We start from the raw sequence: 21,691 nt of genomic DNA on the forward strand, positions 1-21,691 counted from the left end.
CAGCAACAGGTTATGCATAAACTCTGCATAACTTTCGTCTCATACTTTTCAACTCAGTCACTAACTCACTGTTATAGAAAGCTTTGTTAGAAAAACCAGCTATCGATCACAGTTTACGTCTCCTTCGTTATCTTTCTTCATCGTCATATTTATTTTGAAATAAACCTTACAGCACAAATAATAAAATAATAGATTCGCATAAAAATTCATTAAATATAGAAAAACATATAAAAATCAACGCACTATTTAATTTATTAAATATTTAGATATGTACATAAAATTAACACAGTTAAATAACAAGACATATTCCTGCGTAGTAATTCAATTATTCATGTTTTTATTTTTTAAATTCTCAGAGCCATCTCATAAATTAAACAACAAATGCCAAACATCGACCTGACTGTGAAATGAATCACGTTTCTCTATCAGATAAGATCTAAATATAGATTCTGAAATCAGCTGAAAAATCATGACTGCAATAAACATTATTTGCAGGCACCTCCTCTTTATTTTTTAAAATCGTATTAAAGGAATAATGATGGAAAAGCATTATGTCGGGTCTGAAATCGGTCAATTACGTAGCGTAATGCTACATCGCCCTAACCTCAGCCTAAAAAGGCTGACGCCGTCAAATTGCCAGGAACTGCTTTTTGATGATGTTCTTTCGGTAGAACGTGCAGGAGAAGAGCATGACATTTTCGCCAACACGTTACGTCAACAGGGAATTGAGGTTCTGTTACTCACTGATTTATTGACACAAACTCTGGATATCCCCGATGCCAAAAGCTGGCTACTGGATACACAAATTTCTGATTATCGGCTTGGCCCCGCTTTCGCCACGGATATTCGCGCCTGGCTTGCAGATATGCAGCACCGGGAGCTCGCCCGACATTTAAGCGGTGGGCTGACATACGGAGAAATTCCTGCCTCAATCAAAAATATGGTGGTCGATACTCACGATATTAATGACTTTATTATGAAGCCATTACCAAACCACTTATTTACCCGCGACACCTCATGCTGGATATATAACGGCGTATCCATTAATCCGATGGCAAAAACTGCACGTCAACGAGAAACTAATAACTTGCGGGCGATTTACCGTTGGCATCCACAATTTGCCGATGGTGATTTTATTAAATATTTCGGCGATGAAAATATTAATTACGACCACGCCACATTAGAAGGTGGAGATGTACTGGTCATTGGTCGCGGCGCAGTTCTCATCGGTATGTCGGAACGTACCACGCCGCAGGGCATTGAGTTCCTTGCCCAGTCGCTATTTAAGCATCGCCAGGCAGAACGCGTCATCGCAGTCGAACTGCCGAAACATCGCTCCTGTATGCACCTCGATACCGTCATGACCCACATCGATATCGATACCTTCTCCGTCTACCCGGAAGTGGTGCGCCCGGATGTCCAGTGCTGGACCCTGACACCAGACGGGCGTGGCGGCCTGAAACGCACCCAGGAAAGTACGCTGGTACATGCCCTCGAAAAAGCACTTGGCCTCGACCAGATCAATCTGATCACCACCGGTGGCGACGCCTTCGAAGCTGAACGCGAACAGTGGAATGACGCGAACAATGTTCTGACGCTGCGCCCCGGGGTTGTGGTGGGCTACGAACGCAACATTTGGACCAACGAGAAATACGACAAAGCTGGCATCACTGTTTTACCCATTCCTGGCGACGAACTGGGACGTGGGCGCGGCGGTGCGCGCTGCATGAGTTGCCCACTGGAACGCGACGGTATTTAAGGAGACGTTATGGAAAACAAACCTACCCTGGTTGTGGCGCTGGGCGGCAATGCGCTACTCAAACGCGGCGAACCGCTGGAAGCCGACATCCAACGCAAGAATATTGAGCTGGCGGCAAGAACTCTCGCTCAGCTCACGCAGCAGTGGCGCGTAATTCTGGTACACGGCAATGGCCCGCAGGTTGGACTTTTGGCATTACAAAACAGTGCTTATGCCAACGTCACCCCCTATCCGCTCGATATTCTCGGCGCAGAAAGTCAGGGAATGATTGGCTATATGCTGCAACAGGCCCTGAAAAACCAGCTCCCACAGCGTGAAATTAGTGTCCTGCTGACTCAGGTTGAAGTCGATGCCCACGATCCGGCCTTCAGCAATCCCACCAAATATATCGGGCCGATTTATGACGAACCCCAGGCCCACGCGTTACAGGCGGAAAAAGGCTGGGTTTTCAAAGCCGATGGTAAAGCATTCCGCCGTGTTGTGCCCTCTCCACAACCCAAACGAATCGTGGAAAGTGACGCCATTCGCACACTGATCGCCCGCGATCATCTGGTTATCTGCAACGGCGGTGGCGGCGTACCGGTGGTGGAAAAAGCCGATGGCTACCACGGTATTGAAGCGGTGATCGACAAAGATCTCTCCGCCGCCCTGCTCGCCAAACAAATCCACGCCGATGCGCTGCTGATCCTGACCGATGCCGATGCGGTGTATCTCGACTGGGGCAAACCTACCCAGCGCCCGCTGGCCCAGGTTACGCCGGAACGGCTCGGCGAAATGCAATTCGACGCCGGTTCAATGGGCCCCAAAGTCACCGCCTGCGCGGAATTTGTCTCTCACTGTCACGGGATTGCTGGCATCGGCTCGTTGGCTGACGGTTCGGCCATTCTCGCTGGTGACAAAGGCACGCTAATTCGGCGCGAAGCCACTGATGTTAACGCTTAAGGCTTTTTTTGCTGGGTAAAGCGAAGCCTTATCCAGCCTACATAAGGATATTTTCATGACTGTTAACCTGAAAAATCGCAATTTTCTCAAATTGCTGGACTACACCCCAACGGAAATCCAGTACCTGATCGATCTGGCTATCGAGTTAAAAACGGCGAAAAAAGCCGGGCGCGAAAGGCAAACGCTGGTCGGTAAAAATATCGCGCTAATCTTCGAAAAAACGTCAACTCGCACCCGCTGCGCCTTTGAAGTCGGCGCTTTCGATCAGGGCGCACAGGTGACCTACCTTGGCCCAAGCGGCTCGCAGATTGGTCATAAAGAGTCGATGAAAGATACCGCCCGCGTGTTAGGTCGCATGTATGACGGTATTGAATACCGCGGCTACGGCCAGGAGATCGTGGAAGAACTGGGGCAGTTCGCTGGTGTGCCGGTCTGGAACGGGCTGACGAATGAATTCCACCCTACGCAGATCCTCGCGGATCTGATGACCATGCTGGAACACGCCCCGGGTAAAACCTTACCCGAACTGAGCTTCGCTTACCTTGGTGACGCCCGCAATAACATGGGCAATTCGCTGATGGTCGGCGCGGCGAAAATGGGGATGGATATTCGTCTGGTCGCACCGAAATCCTTCTGGCCGGACGAGGCGCTGGTTGCCGAATGCCGTGAAATCGCCAGCGTGACGGGCGCGCGCATTACGCTCACAGAGGATGTTGAGGAAGGTGTTTACGACGTGGACTTTCTCTACACCGATGTCTGGGTTTCGATGGGGGAACCCAAAGAGGCGTGGGCAGAACGCGTCAGCCTGATGACGCCTTATCAAATTAACCAGCAGGTCATCGATGCGACCGGCAATCCCAATGTGAAATTCATGCACTGCCTGCCCGCCTTCCATAACGAGCACACCAAAGTGGGCCGTGAAATCGAAGCGGCTTACGGCCTGAAAGGGCTTGAAGTCACGGAGGAGGTATTTGAGTCAGCGCATTCCATCGTCTTCGACGAAGCAGAAAACCGGATGCATACCATTAAAGCGGTCATGGTAGCGACACTCGGCGACTAACCCCAGCGGGCATGTGTCGCCTGGCGGCATATGCCCAAGCTATCCGGAGAACATCATGGGCAAATTCAAATTTCCCAGCGCGTATACCATCCTGTTTATTCTTATTGCGCTCGTCGCCGTTATGACCTGGATTGTCCCTGCCGGGAAATACCAGATGGCGATGAATGCCACCCTGGGCAAAGAAGTGCCGGTTGCCGGTACCTATGCCCCAACAGAGGCGCATCCACAAGGTTTAACGGCTGTACTGCTGGCTCCGATTGACGGGCTTTATAACCACGAAACCTACACCGCAGGCGCGATTGATGTGGCGTTGTTTGTCCTGATTATTGGCGGGTTTCTCGGCGTGGTAAACAAAACGGGCGCCATCGACGCCGGCATCGAACGCGTGACGGTCAGGCTGAACGGCAAAGAAGAGTGGATGATCCCCATCCTGATGGGACTTTTCGCCGCCGGAGGCACGATTTACGGCATGGCGGAAGAATCACTACCTTTCTACACCTTATTGGTTCCGGTCATGATGGCTGCGCGCTTTGATCCACTGGTTGCTGCTGCAACCGTTTTGCTTGGCGCAGGCATCGGCACCCTCGGTTCAACAATCAACCCTTTCGCAACAGTTATCGCCGCTAACGCCGCCGGGATCCCCTTCACCCAGGGAATGCTGATGCGCATACTGCTGCTGGTCGTCGGCTATGTTATCTGTGTGGTATGGGTCATGCGCTATGCACGGAAAGTTCGCAGCCATCCTGAGCTTTCCATCGTGGCCGATAAAATGGAGGAAAACCGTGCCCATTTTCTCGGTAGTCGCACCAATACCAATCTTGAATTCACGGCTACGCGTAAGTGGATCCTGCTGATATTCGCCGCCGCCTTTGCAGTGATGATTTATGGCGTCGCGGTGCTCGGCTGGTGGATGGCGGAAATATCTGGGGTTTTTCTGGCATCTGCGATTATCGTCGGCGTGATTGCCCGCATGAGTGAAGAAGCATTCACCAGTACCTTCATTGACGGGGCACGGGATCTGCTCGGCGTGGCGCTGATTATCGGCATTGCGCGCGGTATCGTCGTGGTGATGGACAACGGCATGATCACCCACACCATTTTGCACAGCGCCGAAAATTTAGTCTCCGGTCTGTCCACCACCATTTTCATCAATGTGACTTACTGGCTGGAAGTCTTGCTCTCCTTCCTGGTCCCTTCCTCGTCTGGCCTGGCGGTGCTCACGATGCCCATTATGGCCCCGCTGGCTGACTTCGCCCATGTGCAAAGGGATCTGGTCGTCACCGCGTATCAATCCGCTTCCGGCATTGTGAATCTGATTACCCCCACCTCAGCGGTTGTAATGGGTGGGTTGGCCATCGCTCGTGTTCCTTATGTGCGCTACCTGAAGTGGGTCGCACCACTGCTGCTAATTCTGACGGTGCTGAACATGGTTGTTCTGAGTATCGGCGCGATGCTGTAGTCCTGTTGGCCGTCGGATCCCGACGGCTTTTTTGAGCGCGCTCTCGTTTTTCTGCACAACCGCCCGTTTGAGCCGTTATTGATACTGCAAATGTGGTGAATTTCGCCATCGCATTGATACAAATGATAAATTTAGGGTGTTTTTATGAAGGAATTCGATGATTACTCGACCAAAGAGCAGAAACAGTTGGCGATTTGTCAGCGCCTGATAAGCGAAAAAAGCTACCTGTCTCAGGAAGCGCTTCGCCGCGATCTACAACACCATGGTTTCACCGGGATTAGCCAGTCAACGGTATCTCGTCTGCTGAAACTGCTCGGTGCTATAAAAATAAGAAATACAAAAGGGCAAAAAATTTATTCTGTAAATCCGCAATCACGACCCGCGCCTGATGCTGCCCGATCGATTGCTGAAATGGTGGTCAGCGTGGAACACAATAGCGAGTTTATCCTCATCCACACGGCGGCTGGCTATGGTCGCGCCGTAGCCAGAATCCTCGATTATCACGCGTTGCCAGAAATTCTCGGCGTCATTGCCGGTAGCAGTATTGTCTGGGTCGCGCCGCGGGTGGTACAGCGAACGGGCCTGGTCCACAAGCAGATTAATTATCTATTCAAAATGAATTAAAATTCATAAGAACCGTTTGCGATGAATAAATAGTGCATTTTTCGCTTGATCCCATAACGGAGCTGAGTATAATCGCGGACAATTTGCCGGGAGGATGTATGGTTCAGTGTGTACGACATTTTGTCTTACCGCGTCTGAAAAAGGACGCTGGCCTGCCGTTTTTCTTTCCGTTGATCATCCATTCCGAGCCCCTCAATTGAGGGGCTTTTTTTTTGCCCAGGCGTCAGGAGATAAACATGGCTAACCCGCTCTATCAAAAACACATCATTTCCATAAACGACCTCAGCCGCGATGACCTTAATCTGGTCCTCGCGACGGCGGCGAAATTAAAAGCTAACCCGCAGCCAGAGCTGTTAAAACATAAGGTCATCGCCAGTTGCTTCTTTGAAGCGTCAACCCGCACCCGTTTATCTTTTGAAACCTCCATGCACCGTCTGGGCGCCAGCGTGGTGGGTTTCTCTGACAGCAGCAACACGTCGCTTGGCAAAAAAGGCGAAACTCTGGCCGACACCATTTCCGTCATCAGCACCTATGTCGACGCCATCGTGATGCGTCATCCGCAGGAAGGTGCCGCGCGTCTGGCAACCGAGTTCTCCGGTAACGTGCCGGTACTGAACGCCGGCGACGGTTCCAACCAGCATCCCACCCAAACGCTGCTGGATCTGTTTACCATTCAGGAAACGCAGGGTCGCCTGGACAATCTGCAAATCGCCATGGTGGGTGACCTGAAATATGGCCGCACCGTCCACTCCCTGACCCAGGCGCTGGCAAAGTTCGAAGGTAACCGCTTCTACTTCATCGCCCCGGACGCGCTGGCCATGCCGCAATACATTCTGGATATGCTGAATGAAAAAGGTATCGCCTGGAGCCTGCATGGCACTATCGAAGAGGTAATGGCGGAGGTCGATATCCTCTACATGACCCGCGTACAAAAAGAGCGTCTGGACCCGTCCGAATACGCCAACGTGAAAGCACAGTTTGTTCTGCGTGCCAGCGATCTGAACGGTGCCAGAGCGAACATGAAGGTGCTGCATCCGCTGCCGCGCATTGATGAAATCACCACCGACGTCGACAAGACGCCGCACGCCTGGTATTTCCAGCAGGCTGGCAACGGCATCTTCGCCCGCCAGGCGTTACTGGCACTGGTACTGAATAGCGAACTGGCACTGTAAGGGAGAAAAAGAGATGACACACGATAACAAACTGCAGGTTGAAGCCATCAAACGTGGCACCGTGATTGACCATATTCCCGCACAGGTTGGTTTTAAGCTGCTGACGTTGTTCAAACTGACTGAAACCGACCAGCGTATCACCATCGGGCTGAACCTGCCGTCTGGCGAGATGGGCCGTAAAGACCTGATTAAAATCGAAAATACGTTCCTGACCGACGAGCAGGTAAACCAGCTCTCCCTGTACGCTCCGCAGGCAACGGTAAACCGCATTGACGATTATGACGTGGTGGGTAAATCACGTCCGAGCCTGCCTGAACGTATCGATAACGTGCTGGTTTGCCCGAACAGTAACTGCATCAGCCATGCTGAACCAGTATCGTCCAGTTTTTCAGTGAAAAAGCGCGCTGACGACATCGCACTCAAATGCAAATACTGTGAAAAAGAGTTTTCGCATTATGTGGTGCTGGCCAACTAATTGGTGTTGGTAATGATTTCCCGGCTCCCTATAATGGCCGGGAACATTCTATTACCGCTGTAATTCAGGAGAAATCATGAGCAAGACTATCGCGACGGAAAATGCACCAGCAGCAATCGGCCCATACGTTCAGGGCGTTGACCTGGGTAGCATGGTAATCACTTCCGGTCAGATCCCGGTCGATCCGAAAACCGGTGCCGTATCGGAAGACGTGTCCGCTCAGGCGCGTCAGTCGCTGGAAAACGTACAAGCTATCGTTGAAGCAGCAGGCCTGAAAGTGGGCGACATCGTAAAAACTACCGTCTTCGTTAAAGACCTGAACGATTTCGCAACCGTAAACGCGACCTACGAAGCGTTCTTCACCGAGCACAACGCCACTTTCCCGGCGCGTTCTTGCGTGGAAGTTGCCCGTCTGCCGAAAGACGTGAAAATCGAGATTGAAGCGATCGCCGTTCGTCGCTAAGCGTAAAAAAAACCGCCGGAAATCACTCCGGCGGTTCTGTTTTTACTCACTCAGGCTGTTATCAGAAATTGTGTTTAATATTCAGCATAAAGCCCTTGTCGCTGATGTTGTCCTCTTTCCAGTGGAAAGCGTCCAGCCCGGCGCTGGTGTTACCGGCGTTATACTTCACACCCACCTGTGCCATGCTGTTGATGCTGCCACCTTTCTGACCGTCGTCAACGTTGAAGCTCTGACCTGCCGCCCCCTGCAGGGACGCTTTTTTACCGGTGCTGACGTAGCTCAGGTTCGGGCCGCCTTCCAGCGTCGCCGTTGCTGCCCAGCCATCCTTACCGGCATAGCTCAGCTTCATACCCACCACTGAATCAACCGCCGTTTCCGTGCTGCTGTTCATGTTCAGGTTAAAGTCGCCAGCACCGCGCTCCTGATAACCGTCTTCCATGGTGTGACGCAGTTTCAGACCAGCATATGGCACAACATCCAGCCCTTCGCTGACGGCGAAGGTTTTACGACCCTCGGTACGCAGCTCCAGGTATTGCTGACGGCTGTCCGCCAGCGCCTGTTTGTTGACATCACCGTAGTTAATGCCGCGTTTGCTGTCGAGCTGATGTACGTCGTAACGCAGGGCGTTGTTCCAGGAGAGACCTTCCTCACCGAGCGGCATGGCGTGCTCCAGACCCAGGAACTGGCTGTAACCGCCGGTGATACCGTCGCTGCCGGAAGAGACATTGCCTTTACCGTCCAGACGGGCAATACCGTACTCCATGGTCAGCGACTGATTATCGCCAAAGCCCAGTTTCTGACGCAGGGCCATCATGTCGTACTGAGTGTCTTTACCCAGTTCGGCACGCTGGTCACCTTTCGCCACCAGGTTAAACGACAGACCGTTACCCAGTTCCGGCGCGGCATCCGCCAGCATATCGAAGCGGTTGCTGAGTCTGCGGGCGTCGCGGGAGACGTTCACAGCCTTGTTGCCGCTGATTTGCTTCATCGCCTTCGTCACGTCGGCAGAGGTCTTCAGGTTCAGACTACTGAACAGCTCGTTGTTGGTGTAGGCGGCATCCAGCGCGCCAGCAACACCGCTGACGCTGCTGTCGGTCACCACGTCGGTGTAGGCGTTTTTGGTCATGGTGACGTCCACGTTGCCGTTCGCGTCTTTCTGACCCTGCGCGCTCCACACCACGCTTTCAGAGGTGATGTTTTCCAAGCCTTCCACATCAGCCCCGGTAAAGACGTTGTCGAAGGTCTGAGTCGTGGCAGCCGTACCTGCGGTGAAACCGGTATCCACGCTGACAGAATCCAGTGCCAGGGCGTTATTACCCGCATTAAGCGTACCGACAGAGCCGCTGGCGCTGGTACCCAACACATAACCACTCACACGCTGAACAGAAGCGGGGGCAGAATTGCTGTCAGTTGGCGCAGAACCCATATGCGTATCATCTGACGACATTGCGCCGCCGTTCAGATTAATGGTGCCGCTGTTATGGATAGTGCCTGTGCCGTCGTTGTAAAACGCCTGACCGTTGTCGGCATTAATATTGATGGTGCCATCGTTGTACGCAACACCGCCCTTATACACCGCCATTCCGACCAGCGGTTTAGTCTCATCATAGAACTCGTTTTTTTCGAGATTAATGGTGCCCTGGTTAATAATCATGTTATTCGCGCCAGTTGCAGCCATGCCTGCACCCGCATTATAAATAGTGATGGTGGCGTCCTTGTAGTTAACTGCCGAACCGCCGCCGCCACTCATTTCTAAATTTCCCACCCCCATACCGATGGCAAAATCGACTGCCCTTGTGGAGGATACGCCAGCGCCTATAACAGTTGTGTCATTTGCATCTTTCCAGAGCCCATCCGCAGTAATCGTTCCGAAGTTACTGGCTTTTGACGAATAGGCGTGCATTGCTTCACCGCGACCATATAAAGCCAGCGTACCATTGTTAATAGATTCGCTGCTTATACCACTCATAAGGGATATGGCATAGCTGTCACTGTTGAAAGCATAAGCCCCCGTAGCGGTCCCAGGCATATACTGCACAGTGTCCTGAGCACGCACATATCCAGTGATATCTCCGTTATTCACACCGCGTGACCCACCCGTGGACATCACGCCGAATGTCGTTTCTCCGCCATTACTTACTGAAGTCGTTTCTCTTTCAAGAGTCACAGAACCGTCATTCGTAAAGGATGAAGCACCTCCCAGGAAACTTAAAGTTAAGTCACTTAGGTTGATCGTTCCTTTATTGGTCGCCGTACTGCCACTTCCCAGCATGATCAGAGCATTATCGCCAGCACGCCAATAAGAATTCATACTTTCGATGTTGCTAGTGACAGTGGCATCTTCACTAATTTCAAGATAACCCTGATTGGTTACGTTAAATATGCTTTCAAAAGTTGTCGCGTAGTTACCATTGATGGATGAGTCACCATGCAGATAAAGCGATGATTTACCGTTAATGGTCACTGCTGAGCCACCACTATTGCCACCAGTAATACGTCCTTCTCTGCCGTCAATTTGATTGACTTCACCAGTAAGCTCAATCCCCCCCAACAGATCGACACGGTTATTGTCACCGCTGACAACTACCCCACGAATGGCTTCTACGGCACCATCGCGTTGCTGCTCAACATGATCAAACGACTCAGTATCTACAATGACCTGAAGATGCCCGTCCAGCACTACCGTATTACCGCTACCGCTGACGTTAATCCCGTACGATGGGGTAACGAAATAGTCCTTCGCCTGCGGGGATTTCTGGTCTTTGTCCACCACCATATCGCCTGTCAGCGTCACCGTATTGGCTTCGCCGGAAACGTTGACCCCAGTAGCCTTATTACCGGTGATGCTCATCTCTTCAGACACCAGGTTAATGGTGTTTGATTTACCCGTCACGTTCAGACCGGTGGAGAAATCACCCACCACCATTTTACCGTTCTGGTTAATGGTATTGTTATTACCGGCAACATCCACCCCGGTGCTCGGTTTGGTACTGTCGGTACTGCCTGCGGTCATTTCCCCTGCGTTGTTCAGGGTGTTGCCGTCACCGCTGACTTTTGCCCCCGTCGCACCGTCAATGACTTTGCTGGCGCCATCGTTATTAATGGTGTTGTTATTACCCGCGACATCAGTACCGGTCGAGCCTTGCCCTTCTGCGGTGGTGGTGCCTTTGTTGTCAATGGTGTTGCCGCCACCGTCCACGCTAGTGCCGGTGCCGCCAGCAGTTGCGCTGGTATCACCTTCGTTGTTGATTTTGTTGCCGTCGCCGGTTACGTCAGTACCGGTGGAGCCAGTCCCATCAGCCGTAGTTTGACCTTTGTTGTCGATGGTGTTGTCGTTGCCGTCCACGCTGGTGCCGGTGCCGCCATTGGCTGCGCTGGTGCCACCTTCATTGTTGATTTTGTTACCGTCGCCGGTTACGTCAGTACCGGTGGAGCCAGTCCCATCAGCCGTAGTTTGACCTTTGTTGTCGATGGTGTTGTCGTTGCCGTCCACGCTAGTGCCGGTGCCGCCATTGGCTGCGCTGGTGTCGCCTTCGTTGATGATTTTGTTGCCGTTACCGTCTACATCCGTACCGGTAGAGCCTGCGCCATCGGCAGTGTTGTTACCCTTGTTGTCGATGGTGTTGCCGTTACCGTCAGCTTTAGTGCCGGTACCACCGCCAGTGGCGCTGTTGTCACCGGTGTTGTTAATGTCGTTGCCGTCGCCGGTCACGTCTGTACCGGTGGAGCCTGCACCGTCGGCAGTGTTTTTGCCACCGTTGTTGATGGTGTTGTCGTTGCCGTCCACGTCAGTGCCGGTGCCGCCGTTGGTGGCGCCGTTATCACCGGTGTTGTTGATGTCGTTACCGTCGCCGGTCACGTCAGTACCGGTGGAGCCTGCACCGTCAGCGGTGTTTTTGCCGCCGTTATCAACCGTGTTGCCGTCTCCGTCCACGCTGGTGCCGGTGCCGCCGTTGGTGGCGCCGTTGTCGCCGGTGTTGTTGATGTCGTTACCGTCGCCGGTCACGTCAGTACCGGTGGAGCCTTCACCGTCTGCGGTATTTTTGCCGCCGTTGTTGATGGTGTTGTCGTTGCCGTCCACGTCAGTGCCGGTGCCGCCACCAGTAGCGCCGTTGTCACCGGTGTTGTTGATGTCGTTGCCGTTGCCGGTCACGTCAGTACCGGTGGAGCCTTCACCGTCTGCGGTGTTTTTGCCGCCGTTGTTGATGGTGTTGTCGTTGCCGTCCACGCCAGTGCCGGTACCGCCGTTGGTGCCGCTGTTATCACCGGTGTTGTTGATGTCGTTGCCGTCGCCGGTCACGTCTGTACCGGTGGAGCCTGCACCGTCGGCGGTGTTGTTGCCACCGTTATCAACTGTGTTGCCGTTGCCGTCCACGTCTGTGCCGGTGCCGCCGTTGGTGGCGCCGTTGTCGCCGGTGTTGTTGATGTCGTTGCCGTCGCCGGTCACGTCTGTACCGGTGGAGCCTTCACCGTCTGCGGTATTTTTGCCGCCGTTGTTGATGGTGTTGTCGTTACCGTCCACGCCGGTGCCAGTGCCGCCGTTGGTGCCGCTGTTATCACCGGTGTTGTTGATGTCGTTGCCGTCGCCGGTCACGTCTGTACCGGCGGAGCCTTCACCGTCTGCGGTATTTTTACCGCCGTTGTTGATGGTGTTGTCGTTGCCGTTCACGTCGGTGCCGGTGCCGCCGCCAGTAGCGCCGGTGTCACCATTCACATTAATATCGTTACCATCGCCGTTGATAATCGTCCCGGTATCGCCCGGGCCGCCTGCGGTGGAGCCACCATCAACTGTTTTCTGCTGCCCGTCGCCGTCAATAACCGTGGTGTCTGGCCCCGCAAGAGTAAGCTTTCCTGCGCGGTTGTACGACCAGAACAGGTTGTTACTGCCGTACGTTCCCTGCATCACCAGCGCATTGCCCATCACGTTCAGGCTGGTCACGGTCAGGGTTTTGCCGTCCGGCGCGGTCAGCAGGTAGCCGTCGCCCTGCTTGGTAATGGCGAAGGTGGTATTGGTATAAGTGACGCCGTTCACCACCAGCGAGGCAAAGGTCAGGGTTTTCGCGCCCCGGTCAAGGGTAACGCCATTGTCATAAACGGAGGGGGGGGTATCAGGTGTAACGGGGTCCACCGGATCGACAGGTGTTACCGGGTCCACAGGCGTTACTGGATCAACAGGCAACCCGGAGGACGAATGGCTGCTGCCGCCGCCGCCGCCGCTCGCCGCGATACCCACCGTGGCGGCCACAGCAGCGATACCGCCCACCGCCCATGCCCAGCCCTGCTCTAAAACGCTTTCCGTGGCTTTCTGGCACTCCGGCGACAGTTTGGCCAGCTCAGCCTGAGAAAGGCTGCTGATATTTTCGGGACACTGCTTTTTTTTGTCTTCGTTGTTGTTAAGATCGGCGGCAAATGTATTACCGCTTAATGCCAGGGCAATACAAAATGAAATAGCTTTCCTTTGCATAATGTGAGTCTCTCTGATGTGAGCGAAATGATATAGATAAAACGACATAGCGACGAAACACGCCGCCGCAGATTCTCCGAATCTGTAATACAGCGGCACCATATAAATAAATTTATATAGAAGCGAGTATATCCAAAGACATATTTCATAACAACGAATCACCGCCATGAATATATATCTCAACGCATTGTTTTTATTGGGATTGATAAAAATAAGAATAAAGGAATCATTAAAAAAAACATAAAATACAACATGTTGCAATCATAGATTTTTATGTAAATTTTTTAATTCTCGATATTTTGCGGAATGAATGAAGGGGGAGTGCTAAGGCATATCTTATAAATTATAATTTTTAATGTATGAATATTAAAAAACAATATTCTACGTGAATTTATTCACTTATCACTCACATTTATCGAATTAATTATCTTTTAACAGAAATAATAATACGCATGAATTTTCTGCGGCACGAATCATCGGGCGATACCGATATTCCTCCTGCGCCAGGTTACAGCTGCGTTGGCTTTTTAAGGGGCCAACGCAGCCGATATCTTGTGCTTACTGCCAGCCGTAGCGGCGGCTATAAAAACCTTTCACGAGCTGGGTTAACGTCATGTAGCCCGCCAGAATCGCAATCAGCCACGGGAAGTAGCTCAGCGGCAGCGCCTGCAATTGCAGATAGTTGGCCAGCGGCGAGAACGGTAATGCAATGCCTACCGCCATGACCACCAGCGTCATCAGCATCAGCGGCCATGCGGCGCGGCTTTGGATGAACGGCACGCGGCGGGTACGGATCATATGCACAATCAGCGTTTGCGACAGCAGGCCTACCACGAACCAGCCAGACTGGAACAACGTCTGATGTTCTGGCGTATTCGCATGGAAGACGAACCACATCAGGCAAAATGTCAGAATGTCGAAGATCGAGCTGATCGGTCCAAAGAAGATCATAAAGCGCCCCAACTCGCTGGGATTCCAGCGCTGCGGCTTTTTGATCTGCTCTTCGTCGACGTTATCAAACGGAATCGCCACCTGGGATACATCGTACAGCAGGTTCTGAATCAGTAAGTGCAGCGGCAACATCGGCAGGAACGGTAAGAAGGCGCTCGCCACCAGCACGCTAAACACATTACCGAAGTTAGAACTGGCCGTCATTTTGATATACTTCAGCATGTTAGAAAAAGTACGGCGTCCTTCGATCACCCCTTCTTCCAGCACCATCAGGCTCTTTTCCAGCAGGATGATATCAGCGGCTTCACGCGCAATATCAACCGCGCCGTCAACGGAGATACCAATGTCCGCCGCACGCAGCGCCGGGGCATCGTTAATGCCATCCCCCATAAAGCCAACCACATGACCTTCGCGCTTGAGCAGCGTGACAATGCGCTCTTTGTGCATCGGTGTCAGACGAGCAAACAGCGTGGTGCGCTGGGCCAGCGTTGCCAGCTCATCGTCGCTTAACCCTTCAATGTTGCTACCGATAACCACATCGCCCGCATCCAGCCCTACTTCATGACACACTTTCGCCGCCACCAGCTCGCTATCGCCAGTCAGGATTTTCACCGTAATACCGCTGGCTTTCAGCGCTTTGAGCGCTGGCGCGGTGGTCTCTTTCGGCGGATCGAGGAACGCAATATAGCCTTCGAGGATCAGATCTGATTCATCAATACGCTGGTAATCGCCCTCACGCGCTGGCAGGTATTTCGTCGCCACTGCTACCACGCGCAGCCCCTGGCGATTCAGCGTATCCGTGACGCGCTTCACCCGACGCAGCATGTTGTCATCTAACGGGACAACCTCACCGCTGTAGCGCACCTGGGTGCAGACGCTGAGGATCTCCTGCAGCGCGCCTTTGCACACCAGCTGATGCACATCGGTTTCTTCAGCGACCACCACCGACATGCGGCGGCGTTCGAAGTCAAACGGGATCTCATCAATTTTCTGCCAGCGGGTAGAGAGCTGGCGGGCTGATTCTTCGTTCACGCCTTCCAGCACTGCCGTATCCAGCAAATTCTTCAGCCCGGTCTGGTAATGACTGTTCAACCACGCAGAATGCAGGACGTGCTCGCTGGGCTTACCAGATATATCTGTATGATTCTCAAGTACAATTTTGTCTTGTGTCAGGGTGCCAGTTTTATCGGTACACAGGATATCCATCGCGCCAAAGTTCTGAATAGCGTCGAGGTGTTTGACGATGACCTTTTGTTTTGACAGCTTCACCGCCCCGCGCGCCAGCGTCGAGGTGACGATCATCGGCAGCATTTCCGGGGTCAGCCCCACCGCGACAGACAGGGCAAACAGCGCCGCTTCCCACCAGTCGCCTTTGGTATAGCCGTTGATGATGAGCACAATCGGCGCCATCACCAGCATAAAACGGATCAGCAGCATGCTGACGCGGCTGATCCCTTTCTGGAAAGCATTCTGCTCGCTTTCCTGCTCGCTGACGCGGCCCGCCAGTTGCCCGAACCAGGTATTGGCTCCGGTCGCAATCACGATGGCCTGCGCCGTGCCGCTCACCACGTTGGTGCCCATAAAGCACAGGGTATCGCATTCGAGCGGGTTGCTTTGCTGCGGGTCGCGGCTGGTTGCGACTTTCTCCACCGGCAGCGATTCACCGGTCAGCGAAGCCTGGGCCACGAACAGGTCACGAGCCTGCACCACACGCAGATCGGCCGGGATCATATCCCCTGCCGCCAGCTTAATGATATCGCCGGGAACTAACTGGTCGATCGGCAGTTCAACCCAGCCGTTCTCTCCTTTCTCGTTGATAACGCGCAGCACCGTAGCGGTGTTACTGACCATCGCTTTCAGCGCATCTGCCGCTTTGGTGGAACGCGCCTCCTGCACAAAATTCAGCAGCGTAGAGATGACGACCATCAGAGCAATGACGCCAGCGGCAAACAGATCTTCGGTGGCATAGGAAATCGCACCGAGGATGGTCAACAAAATATTAAACGGGTTACGGTAGCAGACCCACAGATGCACCCACCACGGCGACGGCTTCTGCGCCGGCAGTTGGTTCTCGCCATGTAATTCGCGAGCGTTTTCCACTTCTGCGGCGTTTAATCCTTCCGGGTGCGCGCCAAACGTTTTCCACAGCGCGGCTTCGTCCATCAGCGCCATTTTCAGACAATGTTCGCTCAGCGATGGTGGGATCGGCGTGCTGGCAACGGTCTGGGCATTAGGCAACGGATCGCGATGCACCAAACGATGTGGTAAATGGCGGTTTAGCCGGGCAAATAGCTGGCGAGTAATATTTTTGAACATAGGCAGTCCCTCTGCGCCAGTCTCAACAGGCGCAGTAAATCCTTCAGGCGTGGCAAAGCCTTACCTGATGGCAATATTAAAATCACAACAGGGACGTCAGAACGTCACTGTCTTACTGCTCCGGTAAGACAGTGAAAGACAGGCTTACCGGAAAGGGGAGTTTCTCCATCTCGGGAGAGGGGTGGGATCGGGATCCATATAGCCTCCGGTAAGTGAATGATTTGCGCTGCGGATTATACGCAGAAAACCATAAGGTTTGTGGCAATTATGGCAGTATGATAAACCATGGAAACTAAACCAAACGTATACCAGACTTTGCCCATTGCGCTGCGCTTGAGTAAAGTTATTCTCTATTTGGCATAACTTCACACGCAACACGGGAAAACAGGATGCAAAACCGGCTGACAATTAAAGACATCGCCCGCTTAAGCGGTGTGGGAAAATCAACCGTTTCCCGTGTGCTTAACAATGAAAGCGGCGTGAGCGAACGCACCCGCGAACGCGTTGAAGCGGTGATGAATCAGCACGGTTTTTCCCCTTCCCGCTCCGCACGCGCCATGCGCGGACAAAGTGACAAGGTGGTGGCGATCATCGTCACGCGTCTGGACTCGCTTTCGGAAAATCTCGCCGTACAAACCATGCTGCCCGCCTTTTATGAGCAGGGTTACGACCCGATCATGATGGAAAGCCAGTTCTCGCCCGAGCTGGTTGAAGAGCATCTCGGCATGCTCAGACGCCGCAATATTGACGGCGTGGTGCTGTTTGGTTTTACCGGCATAAGTGAATCCATGCTCGCCTCCTGGCAGGATTCGCTGGTGCTGCTGGCAAGAGATGCCAAAGGCTTTGCCTCCGTCTGCTATGACGATGAAGGCGCCATTCGCACCCTGATGCAGCGTTTATACGATCGCGAGCATCGCCATATCAGCTTTCTTGGCGTTCCCCATAGCGACGTGACCACCGGTAAGCGCCGCCATGAAGCCTACCTGGCGTTCTGTAAGAAACACAAACTGCATCCTGTAGCCGCGCTACCGGGTCTTGCCATGAAGCAGGGTTATGAGCAGGCCGCCAACGTCATCACCCCGGAAACCACTGCCTTAGTCTGCGCGACGGATACCCTCGCCCTTGGTGTCAGCAAATATCTGCAAGAGCAGCGAATTGAGAATCTACAGCTGGCGAGCGTGGGCAGTACGCCGCTGATGAAATTCCTCCATCCGGAAATTATCACCGTCGATCCAGGATATGCCGAAGCCGGACGACAAGCGGCCTCGCAGCTGATCGAGCAGATCAACGGCCGTAGCGAACTACGACAAATCGTTATTCCTTCCACCCTCTCCTGATCGCTTTCTGAGCGTTAATTTGTGATCTTCGCTGCGTTTCGGGAACGTTCCCATTTTTAAAAAATCATCGACGATATACTCTGGCCACAGCAACGAGAGAGTTGCCAGATGGCGATGCTAAAACGTCTTATCCGGCCTACGGGGAACACACATCATCATGAGCAAAATAAAACAAGCAGACATCGACCGGCTGATTGAGCTGGTAGGCGGGCGCGACAATATCGCCACGGTAAGTCACTGCATTACTCGCCTGCGTTTTGTGCTGAATCAACCTGCGAATGCCAGGCCAAAAGAGATCGAACAATTGCCGATGGTCAAAGGCTGCTTCACCAACGCCGGGCAGTTTCAGGTGGTGATTGGTACCGAAGTGGGCGATTACTACAAAGCGCTACTGGCGACAACCGGCCAGGCCAGCGCCGACAAAGAGCAGGCGAAAAAAGCCGCGCGGCAGAATATGAAATGGCACGAACAGCTGATTTCTCATTTTGCGGAGATCTTCTTCCCGCTGCTGCCAGCGCTGATTAGCGGCGGCTTGATCTTGGGTTTTCGTAATGTGATTGGCGATCTGCCCATGAGCAACGGGCAGACGCTGGCGCAGATGCACCCTTCGCTGAAAACCCTTTACGACTTCCTGTGGCTAATTGGCGAAGCGATCTTCTTCTATCTGCCGGTCGGGATCTGCTGGTCAGCAGTGAAGAAAATGGGCGGAACGCCGATCCTCGGTATTGTGCTGGGTGTGACCCTGGTTTCACCGCAGCTAATGAACGCCTATCTACTCGGTCAACAGGTACCGGAAGTGTGGAACTTCGGCCTGTTCAGCATTGAGAAAGTGGGCTATCAGGCGCAGGTTATTCCGGCACTGCTGGCCGGTCTGGCGCTCGGGTTTATTGAAACACGCATGAAACGCATCGTCCCGGATTATCTGTATCTGGTGATCGTCCCGGTGTGCTCGTTGATCCTCGCGGTATTCCTCGCGCACGCCTTTATTGGTCCGTTTGGCCGCATGATCGGCGACGGTGTCGCGTTTGCGGTCCGTCACCTGTTGACCGGCAGCTTTGCCCCGATTGGCGCGGCGCTGTTCGGCTTCCTGTATGCCCCGCTGGTGATAACCGGCGTGCATCAGACCACGCTGGCTATCGACATGCAGATGATTCAGAGCATGGGCGGTACGCCGGTATGGCCGCTGATCGCACTGTCGAATATCGCTCAGGCTTCTGCGGTAGTCGGGATCATCATCTCCAGTCGCAAACACAATGAACGTGAAATCTCCGTTCCTGCCGCGATCTCCGCCTATCTCGGGGTCACTGAACCGGCCATGTACGGGATCAACCTGAAATACCGCTTCCCGATGCTGTGCGCGATGATCGGTTCCGGTCTCGCCGGACTGCTGTGCGGCCTGAACGGTGTGCTGGCGAACGGAATTGGCGTCGGCGGTTTGCCAGGCATCCTCTCCATCCAGCCGACTTACTGGCAGGTATTTGGCATGGCAATGGTCATTGCGATTGTTATCCCCATGGTACTGACCTCATTCGTTTATCAGCGTAAACACCGTATGGGCACACTACAAATTGTCTAACTTTTCTTCGGGGCGCAGTTGCGCCCCATCGTATTTCCAGGAAACAACCATGAATATTCCCCACTGGTGGCAAAACGGCGTCATCTATCAGGTTTACCCCAAGAGTTTTCAGGACACCACCGGCAGCGGCACCGGCGATTTACGCGGCGTGACGCAGCGTCTCGGCTATCTGCAAACGCTGGGGGTTGATGCCATCTGGCTAACGCCGTTCTATATTTCGCCGCAGGTTGATAACGGCTACGACGTCGCGGATTACATGTCTGTCGATCCGGCCTACGGAACGCTTGCAGACTTTGACGAACTGGTGGCGCAGGCGAAAGCGCGCGGTATCCGTATTATTCTCGATATGGTGTTTAACCACACTTCAACCCAGCACCCCTGGTTTCGCGAGGCGCTGGATAAAGACAGCCCGTATCGTCAGTTTTACCTCTGGCGCGACGGTACGCCAGACAGTCTCCCGAATAACTGGCGCTCCAAATTTGGCGGCAGCGCCTGGGGCTGGCACGCCGAAAGCGAGCAGTACTATCTGCACCTCTTTGCTCCGGAGCAGGCAGACCTGAACTGGGAGAACCCGGCGGTCCGCGCCGAGCTAAAAAAAGTGTGCGAGTTCTGGGCCGATCGCGGCGTGGACGGGCTGCGTCTCGACGTGGTGAATCTTATCTCTAAAGATCAGGACTTCCCGAGCGATCCCGACGGCGATGGGCGGCGTTTTTATACCGACGGCCCGCGTGCGCATGCGTTTTTACGTGAAATGAATCGCGACGTCTTCACGCCCCGCGGCCTGATGACGGTCGGAGAAATGTCCTCCACCACGCTGGAAAACTGCCAGCAGTACGCCGCACTCGATGGCAGCGAACTGTCGATGACCTTCAACTTCCACCACCTGAAAGTGGATTACCCCAACGGTGAGAAGTGGACGTTAGCCAAACCCGACTATGTGGCGCTCAAAACCCTGTTTCGCCACTGGCAACAAGGCATGCACAATCAGGCCTGGAACGCGCTGTTCTGGTGTAACCACGACCAGCCACGCATCGTGTCGCGTTTTGGCGATGAAGGTAAATACCGCGTTCCGGCCGCAAAAATGCTGGCGATGGTGCTGCACGGTATGCAGGGCACGCCCTACATCTACCAGGGTGAAGAGATCGGCATGACCAATCCGCACTTCCGCCAGATTACCGATTATCGCGATGTGGAAAGCTATAACATGTTTGCCGCCCTGAACGGCCAGGGGCGCGATGCGCAAGAGCTGCTGGCGATCCTCGCCAGTAAATCGCGCGATAACAGCCGCACGCCGATGCAGTGGGATGCCAGCAAACACGCGGGCTTCACCCAGGGTGAGCCGTGGATCAATCTGTGCGACAACGCAGCGGATATCAACGTGGCGGCAGCGCTGCGCGATACCGACTCGGTGTTCTATACCTATCAGAAGCTGATCGCATTGCGTAAAGCAGAGCCGGTTATTACCTGGGGCGACTATCAGGATCTGCTACCGGAAAGCCCGCATCTGTGGTGCTATCAACGTAAATGGCAAGGACAGCGGTTGCTGGTCATTGCTAATCTGAGCGATACCTTCCAGAGCTGGCAGCCAACCCAGACCGACGGCAACTGGCAGGTGCTGATGCACAACTATGCCGAGGTCGCCAGCCAACCCACAGACATGACGCTGCGTCCTTTTGAAGCTGTCTGGTGGTTGCAAAAATAGCTTGCAATTATGTTCAGGCCCGGTATGCATAACGCTGCCGGGCTTTGATGCCTACGCTCAGCTTACCTTTCTGTTTTTGTTGAATAATTAATCAGAATTTTCTGCCCACAATTTACAATCGGCTGTAGTGCCCGTCATCTGTACGCTCCGATTTTTACTTTGCGCTACATCAAATAAATCGTAAACATCCTTGATGCAAATCACTACATATAGAACTTAAAATGCACGCCGACCCAATATGTTGTATTAATCGACTACAATTGCTACAACTGCAGTGCACCGCTTCACGGTGGAATTGTGGATAAAGTGGGTCAGGATTGCGGGAAGTCATTGGCAATAGAGATGAATAAAGCCCTGATGGCCTCCCCAACCTCTGTGGATAACCTGTTCT

16 protein-coding genes are annotated in these 21,691 nt (G+C 53.4%); 12 read left to right on the forward strand and 4 right to left on the reverse strand.

Going from position 1 to position 21,691, the window contains the following annotated elements:
- The first annotated feature begins 538 nt into the window (after nt 1-538).
- From arcA to O6D90_RS20695, 5 genes are all read left to right on the forward strand, one after another.
- Nucleotides 539-1,759, forward strand: coding sequence for an arginine deiminase (gene arcA / locus O6D90_RS20675; RefSeq protein WP_016151497.1), 1,221 nt, complete (start codon nt 539-541; stop codon nt 1,757-1,759).
- 9 nt (nt 1,760-1,768) lie between these two features.
- The gene (arcC, locus tag O6D90_RS20680) at nt 1,769-2,701 is read left to right on the forward strand and encodes a carbamate kinase (protein ID WP_016151496.1); all 933 of its coding nucleotides are present in this window, start codon (nt 1,769-1,771) and stop codon (nt 2,699-2,701) included.
- A gap of 55 nt (nt 2,702-2,756) precedes the next feature.
- Entirely contained in the window at nt 2,757-3,761 is a 1,005-nt protein-coding gene (gene argF, locus O6D90_RS20685; RefSeq protein ID WP_016155572.1) for an ornithine carbamoyltransferase, read from the forward strand.
- Between the two features lie 55 nt (nt 3,762-3,816).
- On the forward strand, nt 3,817-5,220 hold the full coding sequence (locus O6D90_RS20690) for a YfcC family protein (protein ID WP_016155571.1): 1,404 nt from the start codon (nt 3,817-3,819) through the stop codon (nt 5,218-5,220).
- A gap of 144 nt (nt 5,221-5,364) precedes the next feature.
- On the forward strand, nt 5,365-5,844 hold the full coding sequence (locus O6D90_RS20695) for an arginine repressor (protein ID WP_003839609.1): 480 nt from the start codon (nt 5,365-5,367) through the stop codon (nt 5,842-5,844).
- On the opposite strand, the gene O6D90_RS20700 is transcribed toward O6D90_RS20695, so the two are convergent.
- Nucleotides 5,841-5,963, reverse strand: coding sequence for a hypothetical protein (locus tag O6D90_RS20700; protein WP_085951096.1), 123 nt, complete (start codon nt 5,961-5,963; stop codon nt 5,841-5,843). The genes O6D90_RS20695 and O6D90_RS20700 overlap by 4 nt on opposite strands.
- Between O6D90_RS20700 and pyrL the strand changes: the two genes are divergently transcribed.
- The 4 genes from pyrL (at nt 5,943) to ridA (ending at nt 7,954) form a co-directional block, all read left to right on the forward strand.
- On the forward strand, nt 5,943-6,044 hold the full coding sequence (pyrL, locus tag O6D90_RS20705; protein ID WP_016155570.1) for a pyr operon leader peptide: 102 nt from the start codon (nt 5,943-5,945) through the stop codon (nt 6,042-6,044). The two genes, O6D90_RS20700 and pyrL, sit on opposite strands and share 21 nt — an antisense overlap.
- 36 nt (nt 6,045-6,080) lie before the next feature.
- A complete protein-coding gene (gene pyrB / locus O6D90_RS20710) occupies nt 6,081-7,016 on the forward strand; it encodes an aspartate carbamoyltransferase (RefSeq protein WP_016151493.1) in 936 nt (311 codons plus the stop codon).
- Nucleotides 7,017-7,029: 13 nt separating this feature from the next.
- Nucleotides 7,030-7,491, forward strand: coding sequence for an aspartate carbamoyltransferase regulatory subunit (pyrI, locus tag O6D90_RS20715; RefSeq protein ID WP_016151492.1), 462 nt, complete (start codon nt 7,030-7,032; stop codon nt 7,489-7,491).
- Nucleotides 7,492-7,567: 76 nt separating this feature from the next.
- Nucleotides 7,568-7,954, forward strand: coding sequence for a 2-iminobutanoate/2-iminopropanoate deaminase (gene ridA / locus O6D90_RS20720; protein ID WP_016151491.1), 387 nt, complete (start codon nt 7,568-7,570; stop codon nt 7,952-7,954).
- Between the two features lie 61 nt (nt 7,955-8,015).
- Here the strand turns inward: ridA and O6D90_RS20725 are convergent, their stop codons facing one another.
- The 3 genes from O6D90_RS20725 to mgtL form a co-directional block, all read right to left on the reverse strand.
- Entirely contained in the window at nt 8,016-13,418 is a 5,403-nt protein-coding gene (locus O6D90_RS20725; RefSeq protein WP_271143218.1) for a hypothetical protein, read from the reverse strand.
- 558 nt (nt 13,419-13,976) lie between these two features.
- Nucleotides 13,977-16,685: a magnesium-translocating P-type ATPase gene (gene mgtA, locus O6D90_RS20730; protein WP_016155566.1), complete on the reverse strand. Its 2,709-nt coding sequence runs from the start codon at nt 16,683-16,685 to the stop codon at nt 13,977-13,979.
- A 144-nt stretch (nt 16,686-16,829) separates the two neighbouring features.
- The gene (gene mgtL, locus O6D90_RS26420) at nt 16,830-16,883 is read right to left on the reverse strand and encodes a mgtA regulatory leader peptide MgtL (RefSeq protein WP_223870169.1); all 54 of its coding nucleotides are present in this window, start codon (nt 16,881-16,883) and stop codon (nt 16,830-16,832) included.
- Nucleotides 16,884-17,074: 191 nt separating this feature from the next.
- On the opposite strand from mgtL, the gene treR reads away from it, so the two are divergent.
- The 3 genes from treR to treC all read left to right on the forward strand — a co-directional run bounded on the left by treR (nt 17,075) and on the right by treC (nt 21,300).
- Nucleotides 17,075-18,022 carry a trehalose operon repressor TreR gene (gene treR, locus O6D90_RS20735; protein ID WP_016155565.1) on the forward strand — a complete coding sequence of 316 codons (948 nt, stop codon included), beginning with the start codon at nt 17,075-17,077 and terminating at the stop codon, nt 18,020-18,022.
- A gap of 157 nt (nt 18,023-18,179) precedes the next feature.
- Nucleotides 18,180-19,598 (forward strand): PTS trehalose transporter subunit IIBC, encoded by a 1,419-nt coding sequence (gene treB, locus O6D90_RS20740; RefSeq protein WP_016155564.1) that lies wholly within the window; start codon nt 18,180-18,182, stop codon nt 19,596-19,598.
- A 49-nt stretch (nt 19,599-19,647) separates the two neighbouring features.
- Nucleotides 19,648-21,300 (forward strand): alpha,alpha-phosphotrehalase, encoded by a 1,653-nt coding sequence (treC, locus tag O6D90_RS20745; protein WP_088583087.1) that lies wholly within the window; start codon nt 19,648-19,650, stop codon nt 21,298-21,300.
- Nucleotides 21,301-21,691: the final 391 nt, after the last annotated feature.

Source organism: Citrobacter sp. 21OH12SH02A-Citro, assembly GCF_027919895.1.
GTDB classification, from domain to species: Bacteria; Pseudomonadota; Gammaproteobacteria; order Enterobacterales; family Enterobacteriaceae; genus Citrobacter; species Citrobacter braakii.